The 15,316-nt window shown below is 64.5% G+C and carries 16 protein-coding genes; 8 read left to right on the top strand and 8 right to left on the bottom strand.

What is annotated here, in order from left to right; genetic code table 11:
• Window positions 1-106: 106 nt before the first annotated feature.
• The gene (locus tag BLQ85_RS07195) at window positions 107-1,084 is read left to right on the top strand and encodes a GMP reductase (RefSeq protein ID WP_074575624.1); all 978 of its coding nucleotides are present in this window, start codon (window positions 107-109) and stop codon (window positions 1,082-1,084) included.
• Window positions 1,085-1,092: 8 nt separating this feature from the next.
• Here BLQ85_RS07195 and BLQ85_RS07200 read toward each other — a convergent pair whose 3' ends face one another.
• Window positions 1,093-1,986 (bottom strand): alpha/beta hydrolase, encoded by an 894-nt coding sequence (locus tag BLQ85_RS07200; RefSeq protein ID WP_074575625.1) that lies wholly within the window; start codon window positions 1,984-1,986, stop codon window positions 1,093-1,095.
• 135 nt (window positions 1,987-2,121) lie between these two features.
• On the opposite strand from BLQ85_RS07200, the gene BLQ85_RS07205 reads away from it, so the two are divergent.
• The 4 genes from BLQ85_RS07205 to BLQ85_RS07220 all read left to right on the top strand — a co-directional run bounded on the left by BLQ85_RS07205 (window position 2,122) and on the right by BLQ85_RS07220 (window position 6,074).
• On the top strand, window positions 2,122-2,808 hold the full coding sequence (locus BLQ85_RS07205) for a GntR family transcriptional regulator (RefSeq protein WP_074575626.1): 687 nt from the start codon (window positions 2,122-2,124) through the stop codon (window positions 2,806-2,808).
• A gap of 32 nt (window positions 2,809-2,840) precedes the next feature.
• Complete coding sequence (locus tag BLQ85_RS07210) at window positions 2,841-3,722, top strand: phytanoyl-CoA dioxygenase family protein (RefSeq protein WP_074575627.1); 882 nt, start codon at window positions 2,841-2,843, stop codon at window positions 3,720-3,722.
• A 4-nt stretch (window positions 3,723-3,726) separates the two neighbouring features.
• Complete coding sequence (locus BLQ85_RS07215) at window positions 3,727-5,085, top strand: NAD(P)H-dependent oxidoreductase (RefSeq protein WP_074575628.1); 1,359 nt, start codon at window positions 3,727-3,729, stop codon at window positions 5,083-5,085.
• A 92-nt stretch (window positions 5,086-5,177) separates the two neighbouring features.
• Window positions 5,178-6,074, top strand: a complete 897-nt coding sequence (locus tag BLQ85_RS07220) for an NAD(P)-dependent oxidoreductase (RefSeq protein ID WP_074575629.1) — start codon at window positions 5,178-5,180, stop codon at window positions 6,072-6,074.
• 5 nt (window positions 6,075-6,079) lie between these two features.
• Here BLQ85_RS07220 and BLQ85_RS07225 read toward each other — a convergent pair whose 3' ends face one another.
• The 4 genes from BLQ85_RS07225 to orn all read right to left on the bottom strand — a co-directional run bounded on the left by BLQ85_RS07225 (window position 6,080) and on the right by orn (window position 10,189).
• A complete protein-coding gene (locus BLQ85_RS07225; RefSeq protein ID WP_074575630.1) occupies window positions 6,080-6,991 on the bottom strand; it encodes a proline dehydrogenase family protein in 912 nt (303 codons plus the stop codon).
• A 385-nt stretch (window positions 6,992-7,376) separates the two neighbouring features.
• Window positions 7,377-9,269, bottom strand: coding sequence for a DEAD/DEAH box helicase (locus BLQ85_RS07230; protein ID WP_074575631.1), 1,893 nt, complete (start codon window positions 9,267-9,269; stop codon window positions 7,377-7,379).
• 15 nt (window positions 9,270-9,284) lie between these two features.
• Window positions 9,285-9,449, bottom strand: a complete 165-nt coding sequence (locus tag BLQ85_RS24545; protein ID WP_175456054.1) for a hypothetical protein — start codon at window positions 9,447-9,449, stop codon at window positions 9,285-9,287.
• 176 nt (window positions 9,450-9,625) lie between these two features.
• A complete protein-coding gene (gene orn / locus BLQ85_RS07235) occupies window positions 9,626-10,189 on the bottom strand; it encodes an oligoribonuclease (protein ID WP_074575632.1) in 564 nt (187 codons plus the stop codon).
• 35 nt (window positions 10,190-10,224) lie between these two features.
• Here orn and BLQ85_RS07240 point away from each other — a divergent pair, with 35 nt between their 5' ends.
• The 3 genes from BLQ85_RS07240 to rsgA are packed head-to-tail and all read left to right on the top strand — an operon-like array spanning window position 10,225 to window position 12,811.
• On the top strand, window positions 10,225-11,514 hold the full coding sequence (locus BLQ85_RS07240; protein ID WP_074575633.1) for a M48 family metallopeptidase: 1,290 nt from the start codon (window positions 10,225-10,227) through the stop codon (window positions 11,512-11,514).
• Window positions 11,511-11,831 (top strand): 4a-hydroxytetrahydrobiopterin dehydratase, encoded by a 321-nt coding sequence (locus BLQ85_RS07245; protein ID WP_007865853.1) that lies wholly within the window; start codon window positions 11,511-11,513, stop codon window positions 11,829-11,831. Before BLQ85_RS07240 ends, BLQ85_RS07245 begins: the two co-directional genes overlap by 4 nt.
• Window positions 11,828-12,811 carry a ribosome small subunit-dependent GTPase A gene (gene rsgA, locus BLQ85_RS07250; RefSeq protein ID WP_074575634.1) on the top strand — a complete coding sequence of 328 codons (984 nt, stop codon included), beginning with the start codon at window positions 11,828-11,830 and terminating at the stop codon, window positions 12,809-12,811. Before BLQ85_RS07245 ends, rsgA begins: the two co-directional genes overlap by 4 nt.
• Before the next feature lie 32 nt (window positions 12,812-12,843).
• Here rsgA and BLQ85_RS07255 read toward each other — a convergent pair whose 3' ends face one another.
• From BLQ85_RS07255 to rplS, 3 genes are all read right to left on the bottom strand, one after another.
• A complete protein-coding gene (locus tag BLQ85_RS07255) occupies window positions 12,844-13,872 on the bottom strand; it encodes a CobD/CbiB family protein (RefSeq protein ID WP_074575635.1) in 1,029 nt (342 codons plus the stop codon).
• A 243-nt stretch (window positions 13,873-14,115) separates the two neighbouring features.
• Window positions 14,116-14,823: a CoA pyrophosphatase gene (locus tag BLQ85_RS07260; RefSeq protein ID WP_074575636.1), complete on the bottom strand. Its 708-nt coding sequence runs from the start codon at window positions 14,821-14,823 to the stop codon at window positions 14,116-14,118.
• Between the two features lie 129 nt (window positions 14,824-14,952).
• Window positions 14,953-15,309 (bottom strand): 50S ribosomal protein L19, encoded by a 357-nt coding sequence (rplS, locus tag BLQ85_RS07265; RefSeq protein WP_074575637.1) that lies wholly within the window; start codon window positions 15,307-15,309, stop codon window positions 14,953-14,955.
• Window positions 15,310-15,316 lie beyond the last annotated feature (7 nt).

The following is a 15,316-nucleotide window of genomic DNA, read 5'->3' on the forward strand; positions in this document are numbered from 1 at the left end:
CGCCCGGTTTTTGTTTCAGCCTTGCTTTCACTGCAAGCGCCTGCCGCAAGCCGGTCCAGTCCAAGCGCCTTCTGTTCTTCAACAGTTTTTTAGGAGCTTGGGAATCATGGAAATCTTCGACTACGACAACATCCTGCTGCTGCCGCGCAAATGCCGCGTGGAAAGCCGTTCAGAATGCGACGCCAGCGCGACGCTGGGCGGGCGCAGTTTCCGCATCCCGGTGGTGCCGGCCAATATGAAGACGGTGGTCAACGAGGAGATCTGCGCCTGGATGGCGAAGAACGGCTACTTCTACGTGATGCACCGCTTCGACCTGGACAACGTCCAGTTCGTGAAAGACATGAAAGCGCGCGGCGCCTACGCCTCCATCTCGCTGGGCGTGAAAAAACCCGACTACGACACGGTGGACCGCTTGGCCGCCGAGGGCCTGGTACCCGAGTACATCACCATAGACATCGCGCACGGCCATGCCGACACCGTGCAGAAGATGATCGCCTACCTCAAGCAGAAGCTGCCGGCCTCTTTTGTGATCGCCGGCAACGTGGGCACGCCCGAAGCCGTCATCGACCTCGAAAACTGGGGCGCCGACGCGACCAAGGTCGGCATAGGCCCGGGCAAGGTCTGCATCACCAAGATGAAAACCGGCTTCGGCACCGGCGGCTGGCAGCTGTCGGCGCTCAAGTGGTGCGCGCGCGTGGCGACCAAGCCCATCATTGCCGACGGCGGCATACGCGAGCACGGCGACATCGCCAAGTCGGTGCGCTTTGGCGCGACCATGGTGATGATTGGCTCCATGCTGGCCGGCCTGGAAGAAAGCCCGGGCAAGACCGTGGAGGTCGACGGCAAGCTCTTCAAGGAGTACTACGGCAGCGCCTCGGACTTCAACAAGGGTGAGTACAAGCACGTCGAGGGCAAGCGCATCCTGGAGCCGGTCAAGGGCACGCTGGCCGACACGCTGCGCGAGATGGAGGAAGACATCCAGAGCTCCATCAGCTATGCCGGCGGCACCAGGCTGCTGGACATCCGCAAGGTCAACTACGTCACGCTGGGCGGCGACAACGCGGGTGAGCACTTGCTGATGTAAGGACCTGCCTACGCAGGCTTGGCGGAAAGCCCCAGCAAATCCAGCGCCAGGCCGTGCAGGCGGTGATCCGTCTCCGCCAGCGCGTCCAGCGCGCTGAAATGGTTGCGGCGCAAATGCGACTCGCACACCGGCACGATGCGCTCGCCCCAGGCCTGCTGGATCAGCAGGTTCTGGCGCAAGAATTCGGCGCTTTCGTCAGCCCCCGCCACGCTGTAGAGCGTGCCGCGGCTTGGCGCCGGCAGCAGCGCCGGGCTGGCCTTGGCGACCTGCTCGGGCGTGAGCTTGAGCGAGTCTTTGACGAAGGGCGCGTGGCGCATGGGCTCCAGGTCGTAAAGGCCTGAAATCGACAGCGCATTCTTCACCAGGTCCGCCGGCAGGTCGCCGGCATAGGCCCTCCAGTCGCACAGCAGCAGCATGGCCGCCAGGTGTCCGCCGGCCGAGTGCCCGGCCACCGTGATGCGGCTGGGGTCACCGCCGTAGCGGGCGATGTGGCGCCAGGTCCAGGCCAGGGCCTTGACCATCTGCATCGTGATCTCGGGAATCGTCACCGCGGGGCACAGGGCGTAGTTGGGCACCACGACACAGGCGCCGGCCTCGGTGAAAGGCGGCACGATAAAGGAGTGGTCGGACTTGTCCAGCGCCCGCCAGTAGCCGCCGTGGATGAACACCAGCACCGGTGCACCCTTGCCCGCCTTGGCGCCGTGGATGCCGAAGCCGCCGGCCGGAAACACGTCCAGCATTTCACCCGCATGGTTGCCGTAAGGCACATCGACCTGGCAGGGCAGGCGCTTGCGCGCGGCCTGCGAGTCGGCGGCCCAGCGCGCGAAGTAGGCCGGGTGCTCGGGCACCAGCGCGCGGTTGTTGTACATGCGGTCCAGCCAGGCGGGATCGAAAGGGTTCATTGTTGTTCTCCTGAAAAATGGCAAAGCAGTCAGTGGCCGCCATCTTGGCACAGCCAGGCCAGCCCATGGTCGACCCCGGGTAAACCCGGAATCATCGAGCACCAGATCAGCGTATTCTGTATACAGAGTACAAATATGCCATCCCAGCTGATCAAAATTGAATCCACGCCCGACCTGGTCGACCAGGTCTACCGCAACCTGCTGGACGCCATCAGCGAGGGTTCGCTGGCGCCGGGCGCGCGCATCACACAGGAAGAGATTGCCGTCCAGCTCGCGGTCTCGCGCCAGCCAGTGCTGCAGGCCTTGCGCCTGCTGAAAAAGGACGGCTTTGTGCTGGACGCACCGGGCCGCGGCGTGCTGGTCGCGCCGCTGGACGTGGCTTCGCTGGTACAGATTTACCAGGTGCGCAGCGCGCTCGATGCGCTGGCCGCCCGCCTGGCTGCGCAGGCGCATGCCCGATTGGACCCGCAACTGATCAGCCAGGGCCGCGAAGCCGCGCGCGGCAGCGACGTCAAGGCCATGATGGCGGCCGACGCGCGCTTTCATGCGGCGATTTATGGAGCCTCGGGCAACCCGCTGATCGCCCAGAGCGCGCAGCTGCACTGGCACCACATACGCCGCGCCATGGGCGCTGTGCTGCAGGTGTCGACCATGCGCGAGTCGATCTGGGACGAACACGAGGCGATCGCCCAGGCCATCGCTGACGGCGATGCCGACAAGGCCGAAGCGCTGATACGCGAGCATGGCGAGGAAGCCGGCCACAACCTGGCGAGGCTGCTGTCCAGCGCCCTGGCCCAGCCGGCCGCATCCACCGCCCCCTGAAGCACCCGGACAACCACCGAAGGAGACATGCGATGAGACTGAGCCCCGAACAGCTTGCCCAATTCGACCGCGACGGCTACCTGTTTTTCCCCGGCCTGTTCACGCCGGAGGAAATACAGGTGCTCAATGACGCCGTGCCCGAGCTCTACAGCCGGCACGAGAACTACAACATCCGCGAAAAAGGCAAGGACGCGGTGCGCACCAACTTCGCGGCGCATATGTACAGCGAGCCCTTTGCGCGCCTGGCGCGGCACCCGCGCATGGTGGAGCCGGTGGAAGACCTGCTGGGCGAGCAGCTCTACATGCACCAGTTCAAGATCAACGGCAAGATGGCTTTTGAAGGCGACGTCTGGCAGTGGCACCAGGACTACGGCACCTGGCTGAACGACGACATGATGCCGACCGAGCGCGCGATGAATGTGGCCATCTTCCTGGACGAGGTGACCGAGCACAACGGCCCGCTGATGTTCATCCCCGGCAGCCACAAGAAAGGCGTGGTCGATGCCAGGCACGACCTCACCACCACCAGCTACCCGCTGTGGACGGTGGACAACGAGCTGATACGCCAGCTGGTGCAGCGCGCCGGCGGCAAGCAGGGCGGAATCGTCAGCCCCAAGGGCCCGGCCGGCTCCATGATTTTGTTCCACTCCTGCCTGGTGCATGCCTCGGGCAGCAACCTCTCGCCTTTCAACCGGGTCAGCGTCTACCTGAGCCTGTGCGCCGTCAGCAACCACATCCGTCGCCACAAACGCCCCGAGTACATCGCCCACCGCGACTTCACCCCCATCAGCTGCCTGCCCGACGATTGCCTGCTCAAGGACTACCCGGTGGACCTGCCCTGGAAGGACGGCGTGCCGGCCACGGCACTGCAAACCTCGATGGAAGAAATCGCGCCTGAGCGCAAGGCGGCTTGAGGTCATGAACCTGTATACGAAGCTCCAGCAACGCGCGGCCGACAACCAGCCGGTGCGCATAGGCCTGATAGGCGCGGGCAAGTTCGGCTCCATGTACCTTGCGCAGATCCCGCGCACGCCGGGTGTGCACCTGGTGGCGATCGCAGACCTCTCGCCCGATGCGGCGCGTACCAACCTCGCCCGCGTGGGCTGGAAACCCGAGATGGCCCAGGCCGCCTCGGCGCAAGCGGCGATCAAGGCCGGCACGACCTGGGTCACCGACGACTGGCAGGCGGTGGTCACGCATCCGCAGGTCGACATCGTTGTGGAATGCACCGGCAACCCGATTGCCGCGGTGGAGCATTGCCTGCAGGCTTTTGCGCACGGCAAGCACGTGGTCAACGTCACGGTGGAGGCTGACGCCTTTTGCGGCCCGCTGCTGGCGCGCAAGGCGGCTGAGGCCGGTGTGGTGTATTCGCTGGCTTTCGGCGACCAGCCGGCATTGATCTGCGACCTGGTGGACTGGGCACGCACCTGCGGCTTCCCGGTGGTGGCGGCGGGCCGCGGCCATAAATGGCTGCCGCATTTTTGCGAATCCACGCCCGAGACGGTGTGGGGCAACTACGGCCTCACGCCCGAGCAGGCCGCGCGTGGCGGGCTGAACCCGAAGATGTTCAACAGTTTCCTGGACGGCTCCAAGCCTTCCATAGAATCCACCGCCGTGGCCAATGCCACAGGCCTCACGGTGCCCAGCAACGGCCTGCTCTACCCGCCGGCCAGCGTGGAAGACATTCCTTATGTGACACGCCCCATCAGCGAAGGCGGTGTGCTGGAGCGCAAAGGCATGGTGGAAGTCATCTCTTCGCTGGAAGCCAACGGCCGCAAGATTCCCTACGACATCCGCATGGGCGTCTGGGTCACGGTGGAAGCCGAGACCGACTACATCAAAAACTGCTTTGAGGAATACAACGCCCACACCGACCCCAGCGGGCGTTATTTCACGCTGTACAAGCGCTGGCACCTGATAGGCCTGGAAGTCGGCGTCTCGGTCGCCAGCGTCGCGCTGCGCGGCGAACCGACCGGCGTGGCGACCTGCTGGAACGCCGACGTGGTGGCCACAGCCAAACGCGACCTGCAGCCCGGCGACATGCTGGACGGCGAAGGCGGCTACACCGTCTGGGGCAAGCTGCTGCCGGCCGGCACCTCCACGAAGATGGGCGGCCTGCCGCTGGGGCTGGCGCACCAGGTCAAGGTGGTGCGCGCGGTCAAGAAAGGCCAGAGCCTGAGCTGGGGCGACGTGGCCATGGACACCTCCACGCCTGCGTTCAAAGTGCGGCAGGAGATGGAAGCCATGTTCGCGCCGGCCCTGAAAAAAGCCGCGTAAAAATACATCTGGAAACGCTGCCTAGAAAGCTCGCTGACAGCCTTCTCGCGCGGCCGGCCTCATGATGGCTGAAAGCCATTGTGAGGACACGAATGACCACTGCCAGCGACACGCCCCTTCCCCGCATTGCCTTCCTGGGCACGGGCATCATGGGGCTTCCCATGGCCGGGCGGCTTTGCGCAGCCGGCTGCGCGCCGCAGGTGTGGAACCGCACGCCGGCCAAGGCCGGCCCGCTGGCCGCGCTCGGTGCGTCGGTCCATGCCCGCGCCGCCGCAGCGGTGGCGAACGCCGACATCGTCATCAGCATGCTCGAAAACGGCCCGGTGGTCGAAGAGGTGCTGTTCTCGCAAGGCGTGGCCGCCGCGATGAAACCGGGGGCCCTGTTTCTCGATATGGCGTCCATCCAACCACGCGAAGCACGCGACCATGCGGCGCGCCTGGGTGCGCTGGGCATTTCGCATCTCGATGCGCCCGTCTCGGGCGGCCCCGGCGGCGCGGAGAGCGGCACGCTGGCCATCATGGCCGGCGGCAAGGCGGAAGATTTCGCGAGGGCCTTGCCGGTGCTCCAACACTTCGGCCGCGCGACACACGTGGGCCCGCACGGCAGCGGCCAGCTCACCAAGCTGGCCAACCAGATGATTGTGGGCATCACGATAGGCGCGGTGGCCGAAGCGCTGCTGTTCACCTCGCGCGGCGGGGCCGACATGGCAAAAGTCAGGGAAGCCATCACCGGCGGCTTTGCGGGCAGCCGCGTGCTGCAAGTGCACGGCCAGCGCATGCTGGAGCGCGACTTCGCGCCGCGCGCGCGCATGGACATCCAGCTCAAGGACATGCGCAACGCGCTGGCGACCGCGCAGGAGATCGGTTTTGAGGCGCCCATCACCGCGCTGTTCGAACGGCTTTATGCCGAGGGCGTGGAGAACGGCCTGACCGACCTGGACCAGTCAGCGCTGTTTGTCGAACTGGCCAGCCGCAACGGCATGAGCTGAATCCCTCAGCGGGTGAACAGCGCGCGCAACAGGTAGCCGGCGATGCGGGGATTTTCCTTGATACGCCGCATGCTGTAACCATACCAGTCCTTGCCGTAGGGCACGTAGATACGGACCGCATAACCCTCCCTGAGCAGCCGATCACGCAGGCTTTCGCGCACGCCCAGCAGCATCTGGAACTCGAACGCCGCATGAGCCACCTGCCGGTGGCGCGCCAGTGCGATCACTTCGTCGACGAGTTCTTCGTCATGCGTCGCGACGCCGACAAAGGTGCCGCTGTCGAAGCAAGACGCGACGTGCCGCAAAAAGTGCGGATTGATCGCACGCCGGTCTTGCCAGGCGCCCTCCACGAGATGCTCGCGATCCTCGACATAAATCCCTTTGCAGATGCGCAGATTTTCATGCGCGCCAAGCAGCAAAGAGATGTCATGGTCGGTGCGCTTGAGATAGGCCTGCAGCACGAGACCGGCATTGCCGTATCCGCGACTCTTCAAACGCAGCAGCAGATCGATTTCGCGCTGCGTGCAGTTCACATCTTCCATATCCATGCGCACAAAGATTGAATAAGCCTTGGCGGCGTCAAGCAGGCACTCGAACTTGCGCCCGCAGTGCGCTTCATCGAGCAACAGGCCAAGCGCGGTGGGTTTCACCGAGATATTGGCGCGCAAGCCCTCATGCGCGATCGCTTCGAGCACGTTGAGGTATTCACGGGTCGTAGCGTCGGCTTGAGGCAGTGATTCGGTGGTTTCACCCAGGACGTCGACCGTCGCGGTAAAGCCGGCGGCATTGAGCGCGGCAACGCGCTCAATTGCATCGGCCACAGTGTCACCGGCGATATAACGGCGTGAGATTTTACGAATCAGCGCGCGCGGCGCCAGGGCAATGGTCGAAGCCATCAAGGTATTGAACAAGGACATGACAGTTTCCAAAGAAATGAAATGGACAAGACCGCGGGCACGACGTGAATCGTCGTCACTCGAAAGGGCGGTCGTGATCGAGCACACCGGCCGGGAAGCTATCCGGCGGGGTGCGGGCAATACTTCTGCGGTACGTCAGGACAAATGCCCGGGCGCAAGCAGAAGCAAGATTTCAGTTCTTTGAAAGAGGGGGCCAGGCGGCTGCGTACATGTCTGTGCTTTTTGGAGGGGCGCCGGACTGCCGGCACCGCCATCGCATCATAGCGTCCGGGCGGCCGCACTGCCTACCCGGGCGCGGCCCGGGTACGCGACACGAAAAAGAAAAAGCCGCTGCAGACAATGTCTGCTGCGGCTTTCTTGTTTGCCGTAGTGACGACGCTAAAGATCAGTCGCGCACGGGCTTGGAGAACTTTCCGCCCTTCTTGGCCGCATCACGGGGCACAAAGACCTTGCCGGCCGGCTTGGCAAACCCAGGCTTGCGGTTGGCGAAGTCGGGACGCGGCGCGAAGCCTTCGTTGCGCGCACCGAAATTGCGGTCGTCACGCTGGGCGAAGCCGGCGTTATGGCCGCCACCGAAGCCGCCGCGGTCGTCCTGGCGGCGCGGGCCGCGGTCGTTGAAACCGGAGCGGTCGGCATAGCCGTTGCCCTGCGGTGCGGGAGGACGGCCCTGGAAGGAGCCGCGGTCGTCGCGCTCGAAACGGTTGTTGCCGAAGCCGGCAAAGCCGCCGTTGCTGAAGCCACCGGCCGGCTTGCGGCCGGCAAAGCCACCGCGATCACCGCCGCCGCCGAAGCCGCGGCCGCCGCGGTCACCGCCGAAATTGCCGCGCGGGCGCTCGGAGGTGGGGGCGAAACGCTGCTGTGGCTCCAGGCCGGCGATGACGCTGGGCTTGAGGTTCTGCTGCATGTAGTGCTCGATGTCCTGGATCTTGCGGCGATCACGGAACTCGGCGATGGTGACGGCCTTGCCTTCGCGGCCGGCACGGCCGGTGCGGCCGATACGGTGCACATAGTCTTCGGCTTTCATGGGCAGGCCGTAGTTGATCACGTGGGTGATGGTGGGCACGTCCAGGCCGCGGGCGGCCACGTCGGTCGCCACCAGCACCTGCACGCGGCCGTCGCGGAAAGCCATCAGGCGGCGGTTGCGCAGGCCCTGGCTCAGCGCGCCGTGCAGCGCGACCGCGCTGAAGCCTTCCTGGACCAGGTCGTTGGCCAGGCCGTCGCATTCAACCTGGGTGCTCGCAAACACGATGGCCTGGTTGATGGTGGTGTCACGCAGCAGGTGGTCCAGCAGCTTACGCTTGTGGGTCATGTTGTCGGCCCACAGCAGCGATTGCGTGATGGAGGTGTGCTTTTCGTGCGGCGAGTCGATCTCGACGCGCTGCGGCGTGCGCATGACGCGCGTGGCCAGCTGCATGATGCGGGGCGCGAAGGTGGCGCTGAACATCATGGTCTGCTTGCGCTCTATCGTGAGCTGGTTGACTTCGGTCAGGTCGTCGGCAAAGCCGAGGTCCAGCATGCGGTCGGCCTCGTCGACGACGAGGAACTGCACCTGGTCCAGCTTGATCTGCATGCTGCGCTGCAGGTCGAGCAGGCGGCCGGGCGTGGCGACCACGAGGTTGGCGTTCTGCAGCTTGGCAATTTGCAGCTGGTAAGGGATGCCACCAACGACGTTGGCGATGCGCAGGCCGCGGCAATGGCGCACCAGGTCGATCGCGTCGGCGCAGACCTGCTGGGCCAGCTCGCGCGTGGGGCACAGGATCAGCGCGCCGGGCGTGGCGGCCTTGAAGTTGCGGGGATTGGTCGGGTCCTTGCGCTTGGGCTTTTTCAGCGGCGCTTCGCCGCGGGCAATGGCTTCCGCGTTCAGGCGTTCGAATTCGGCGCGCTCATGGCGCTCGGCTTCTTCCTGCTGCATAAGCAGGGTGTGCAGCACGGGCAGCAGAAAGGCGGCGGTCTTGCCGCTGCCGGTCTGGCTGGAGACCAGCAGGTCGGTGAACTTGGCGGCCTTGGGATCGGCATCCAGGGCCTGCATGGCCTTGGGGATGGTCGCCATCTGCACCGCGGTGGGCTTGGTAAAGCCCATGTCGGCGACGGCCTGCAGCAGTTCCTTGGCCAGGCCCAGCGCTACAAAACCGTTGGGTTCGGCGACGATCGCATCGAGGGACGTGGCGGCTTCAGGCGCGCCGGAAAAATCCGGAACCACGTTGAAAGCGGTGTCGTTGTTGTCGTTGGCAATGGCTTCAGGCAAAAAGTCGCCACGAGCCTCAAAAGAGTCAGTCATGTTTTTTCTCACTAATCACCTGTTCGCAGCGCTTTTGGCGAGGGAACAGGAAACTTCACCTCCCGCGATGCGGAAGGCTTCGTTCATGGTTAATAAAACATCAACCATCAAACGAATATGCAGCCCGGGCGGCAAACTTGACGCTGTGCCCGAAGCGGTGACTCCGTTGTTGGAGTCCAAAAGTGTGAGGTAGATGTACAAATGCAGCGCACCCTGTGCAACCGCAAGCCCACGATTATAGCGTGCTTTACGGGTTTCTACCAGTCCCCCGCTTGATCAAGGCTATCGGGCCTTGCAGGCGCTCTCATTTCAGGAGCAGCTTTCGCTTACCCTGCCTGACGAAACCCGTCAAAGAATCACTTCAGGAAATGTTCCCGGTAGTGCTCCAGCTCGTCGATGGATTCGTGCACATCGGCCAGCGCCGTGTGGCTCTGGCGCTTTTTGAAGGCACTGTAGACCTCGGGCCGCCAGCGCTTGGCCAGCTCCTTGAAGGTGCTGACGTCGACGTTGCGGTAGTGCAAAAAGGCTTCCAGCTTGGGCATGTACTTGACCAGGAAGCGCCTGTCCTGGCTGATGGTGTTGCCGCACAGGGGTGAGCTGCCCTTGGGTACGTACTGGGCCAGGAAGGCCAGTATCTGCGCTTCGGCGTCGGCCTCGTCCACCGTGCTGGCCTTGACCTTGTCGATCAGGCCGCTGCGGCCGTGGGTGCCCTTGTTCCAGGCATCCATCTGGTCCAGCAGTTCGTCGCTCTGGTGGATCGCCAGGACCGGGCCTTCGATGCGCGGCGTGAGCTGAGGGCCGGTCACGATCACGGCGATTTCAATGAGGCGCTCTTTTTCCGGGTCCAGCCCGGTCATTTCGCAGTCCAGCCAGACGAGGTTCTGGTCTGATTTTTTGAGTGTGGTTTCAATTTCGGGCATGCCGAGATTCTCGCTGATCGCCTAAACTGCCCGCTATGACCGACTATTCGCTTGTTTTCACCGGGGTATTCTCGGCTTTGCTGGTGCTGGGCCTGCTCGTGAAGTTCTACCTGGCTTCGCGGCAGATCCGCCATGTGGCGCGCCACCGCGGCGCCGTGCCCGTGGCCTTTGCCGGCACCATCTCGCTCGAAGCCCACCAGAAAGCGGCCGACTACACCATCACCAAGGCGCGCTTCGGCTTGCTGGAGACGGCCTTCGCCTCCGCCGTACTGCTGGGCTGGACCTTGCTGGGCGGGATAGACACGCTGAACCAGGCGCTGGCCGGCTCCGGCCTGGCCGCCTGGGGCGTGCTGGCGCCGCAGCTGGCCCTGCTGGCTGCCTTCGGCCTCGTCAGCGGCCTGCTGGACCTGCCCTTTACCCTCTACAGCACCTTCCGCATCGAGGAACGTTTCGGCTTCAACAAGATGAGCTTCAAGCTCTGGCTGGCCGACCTCGTGAAATCCACGCTGGTGGGCTTGGTCATAGGCTTGCCTATCGTGGCGCTGATCCTGTGGCTGATGGGCAGCGCGGGGCGCCTCTGGTGGCTTTGGGCCTGGGGTGCCTGGATGGGTTTTAACCTGCTGGTGCTGGTGCTCTACCCCACCGTGATCGCGCCGCTGTTCAACAAGTTCAAGCCGCTGGAAGACGAAGCACTGAAGGCGCGCGTGACGGCCCTGATGCAGCGCTGCGGTTTCGCGGCCAAGGGCTTGTTCGTGATGGACGGCAGCAAGCGCTCGGCCCATGCCAACGCTTACTTCACGGGTTTCGGCGCGGCCAAACGCGTGGTGTTTTACGACACCCTGCTCAAGCAGCTGAGCCCCGGCGAGGTCGACGCCGTGCTCGCGCATGAGCTGGGCCATTTCAAGCACAAGCACATCATCAAGCGCATCGTCTCGATGTTCGCCATGAGCTTGGCCGGCTTCGCGCTGCTGGGCTGGCTGTCGTCGCAGGTGTGGTTCTATACCGGCCTAGGGGTACGCCCCAATCTGAATGGCGCCAACGACGCGCTGGCCCTGCTGCTGTTCCTGCTGGTGGTGCCGCTTTTCAGCTTTTTCATCTCGCCGGTGTTCGCACAGTTCTCGCGCAAGCACGAGTTCGAGGCCGACGCCTATGCCGTGGCCCAGACCGACGGCAGGGATTTGCAGAGCGCGCTGCTCAAGCTCTACAAGGACAACGCCAGCACGCTGACACCCGATCCGGTGTTCGTGAAGTTCTATTACTCGCACCCTCCCGCCTCCGAGCGGCTGGGCCGCATGACCCCTTCGCTTGAAAGTGCCGCGACATGAGCAACCCTATCCACCAGAACCGGCGGGCCCTGAGCGCCACCGAAATCGTCACGCAGCTGAGCAAACTCAACGGCGAGCAGGCCCTGGGCTGGCGCCTGATCGACGGCTCGCTGGAAAAAACCTACAGCTTCAAAAACTACTACGAGACCATTGCCTTCGTGAACGCGCTGGCCTTTATCGCCAACGCCGAGGACCACCATCCCGACCTCGCGGTGAGCTACGGCAAGTGCACGGTGCGCTTCAACACCCACGATGTGAACGGCATCTCCGTCAGCGACTTCTTCTGCGCGTCCAAGGCAGACGCCCTGCTCGCTTGAGCAAACCCCGGCAGCCCGCCGCGCGCCCCCTCGCGGGGACGCAGCCGGGGCTGGTGGTGGCCGGTTTCGGCCGCCATGTGCTGGTGGAGACCGACACCGGCGAACGCCTCATCTGCCACCCGCGCGGCAAAAAAAGCCAGGCCGTGGTCGGCGACCGCATCCGCTGGCTGGCTTCGGAGGACGAGGGCACCATCGAAAAAATCGAGGAGCGCCGCAACCTGTTTTACCGGCAGGACGAGATGCGCACCAAGTCCTTCGCGGCCAACCTGGACCAGGTGCTGATCCTGATCGCGGCCGAGCCTGAATTTTCGGAAAGCCAGCTGACCCGCGCGCTGATCGCCGCCGAAGCCGAAGGCATCACCCCCGTCATCGCGCTGAACAAGAGCGACCTGGGCGAACCTTTCACGCGCGCCTGGGCGAAGCTGGCGCCCTACCGCACCATGGGCTACCGTATGCTTTCGCTGGCGATCAAACCCAAGGTCGAAGCATCGAGGCCGGCGAATACCCGGGCCACGGAATTGCATGAACTGGTCGAGCTGCTGCGCGGCAAAAAAACCCTGGTGCTGGGCCCCTCGGGCGCCGGCAAGAGCAGCCTGACCAACCTGCTGGTGCCCGATGCACGTGTGCTGACGGCGGAGATTTCGCAGGCGCTGAACTCAGGCAAGCACACCACCACCAGCACCACGCTGTACTGGGTGGACACCGGGGACGGCAACACGCGCGCCACGGCGTTGATCGACTCGCCGGGTTTCCAGGAATTCGGCCTGCACCACATAGCGCCCATGCGCCTGGCCGGCTACATGCCGGACCTCAGGCTCCATGCGCAGGACTGCAAGTTTTATAACTGCACCCACCTGCATGAGCCGGGCTGCGGCGTGATTGCCGAGGTGAATGCAAGCGACCACCCGAGCAGCATCAGCGCCAACCGGTACCGGCTGTACACCGAGTTGTTTGCGGAGCTTTCGCAGAGCCGCTATTGACCCCCCGGCAGCCTGCCGGGCTGCTGCGCCGCTTAACCCAGCAATCGGGCCAGGGTCAGCAGGGCCAGCAGCACCATCCACAGCACCACGGAGCGCCACACCAGCCCCACGATGCTGCGCAGGTGTGCGATTTCGGGTTCGCGGCCCGGCGTGGCCTCTGTGGCGATGCTGTCTTCCGAGTCCAGCCCGCCGGCCTGGAAACCCTGGGAGGTGTTGGGCGAGAACGTGGCCTTGAGCGCCTCTCCGCCCAGGCGCACGTTCACGGCGCCGGAGGTGGCGGCCAGGATGATGCCGTCGTTGCGGTTCTCGGCGGCGGCCGGCGCATTGGCCGCAAAGCGCTGCGTGTAGTTGCGCCAGGCGTCGATGGCGTCCTCAAAACTGCCGACAACCGCAAAGCCCAGCGAAGTGACGCGCGCCGGCACATAGTCGATCACGCCCCAGGCGCGGCTGGCGGCCAGTTGCAGCGCCATGCTGGCGCCTTCGCCCGCCGCGGCGGCGGTTTTGCGCTTGTAGGCCCAGTAGCGCGAGACGAATTCGCTCATGCGGTAAAGCACCGCTCCCGCGGGGCCCAAGCCCAGCGCGGCCAGCACCGAAAACCAGGCCAGCACGCCGAACACATGGCGGTGGGCGGCCAGCACCGAATACTCGATCACGTGGCGCACGATTTCGCTGCGCGGAAGTTCGCTGGCGTCCACCTGGCGCCACTGCGCGAGCAACTCGCGCGCCGTGGCCTCGTCGCCGTCGTCGAGCGCGTCGCGTATGTCGGTGAAGTAGTGGCTGAACTGGCGAAAACCCAGCGTGACATAAAGAATCGCCACGCTCCAGGCAAAGGCCAGCACGACGTTGATGTTCCAGAGCAGCCAATGGATCAGCATGGTGACCAGCGCCGGCACGATGACGGCGACCGTCCAGGCGATCCAGCCGTGCTGGGGTTTGCCGGCGTCCAGGCTGCGGTTGGTCCAGCGCGCCCATCCGCGAAAGCCTGCATGAACCCAGTTGCCGCGGGCCAGCGGCCGGGCCTGTTCGATGATGAGTGCAAACAAAACGGCGAGAAAGCTCATGCGTGAATCATATCCGGCCCCCACGCTGAGACGGGCCCCCACGCTTTTCACTTCGTGTAATGCGCTGCCCCCCGAGGGGGCAGCCCGCCTGCGGCCCGGCAAAGCCGGTTCCGCGGCTCATGCTGGGTTGAAGAATTCAGGCGGCATTACCAGCGGGGGCCGCGGGGCTGGCTTTGCCAGACCGCAGGCGCCGCCCCCTTCGAGGGGGGAACAGGCTACACGCAGTGAGCCTGGACGGGGGTGTTACGCAGCTAGAAAGCGATAGAGGTTGCGCAGCATGCCGGCAGTCGCGCCCCAGATGTAGCGCTCCCTGGCTTCGCCGCTGTCTGCTTCGCTAGAGGGGTCGGAGTAGGGCATGGACAGCCATTGCCGGATAACACCGTCGAACTCCATCTCATGACGGCGGTGGTGGGCGGGATTCATCAGGTAGCCCAGCGGCACCTCGAACACGTCGGCAACCTCGCCGGGGTTGGGTTGCAGCGCGAAGCCGGGCTTCACCAGCGCCACCACCGGCGTGATGATGAAGGCCGTTCCCGTGACGTAGGTGGGCAAGGTGCCCAGCACCTCCACATGGCCGCGCGGCAGGCCGATTTCCTCGTGGGCTTCGCGCAAGGCGGTGTCGACCGCATCGCGGTCGGTGTCGTCGGTGCGGCCGCCCGGCAGGGCCACCTGGCCGGAATGCGTGGAGAGGTTGGTGGTGCGCTCGGTCAGCAGCAAGGTCACTTCATCGCGCATGACCAGCGGCACCAGGACAGCCGCCAGCGCCGGCGTGCGGTCGGTGAATTTTTTCTCGACGCTGTGCTCGGGTGTCCAGACCGGCGGGTGCCGGAAGCGCTCGCGCAGGGCCTGCGGCGACAGCCGGTCCAGCGGCACGCCCGCCAGGTGGTCGTCAATGCCCAGCACTGGGATGCTGCGCGGGTCAAACTTGGGCAGCGGCTTGAAGGAGTTCATGGAGCACGTCGGCGTGGGGCTGTGGGTTGTTGGCTTGGGGCCCGGGGCATAAAAAAAGCCGCTCGGTGAGCGGCTTTTTTAAAGGGGCTGTTGGGGCTGCCCTGGGTCCGGCCGGGCCGGACCGGCAGATCAGGCGCCCAGCTTTTCCTTGATACGTGCGGATTTGCCGCTGCGGCTGCGCAGGTAGTACAGCTTGGCGCGACGCACATCACCGCGGCGCTTGACTTCAATCTTGGCGATCAGCGGGCTGTACACCTGGAAGGTGCGCTCGACGCCTTCGCCATTGGATATCTTGCGGACGATGAAGCTGGAGTTCAGGCCGCGATTGCGCTTGGCAATCACCACGCCTTCGAAAGCCTGCACACGCTTGCGGTTGCCTTCAACCACGTTCACGCTCACGATGACGGTGTCGCCAGGAGCGTATGCGGGGATGGTCTTGTTGAGGCGGGAAATTTCTTCCTGCTCGAGGGTCTGGATCAGATTCATGATTTTT

It is taken from the genome of Polaromonas sp. JS666, from assembly GCF_900103405.1.
In the GTDB taxonomy this organism is placed as follows: domain Bacteria; phylum Pseudomonadota; class Gammaproteobacteria; order Burkholderiales; family Burkholderiaceae_C; genus Polaromonas.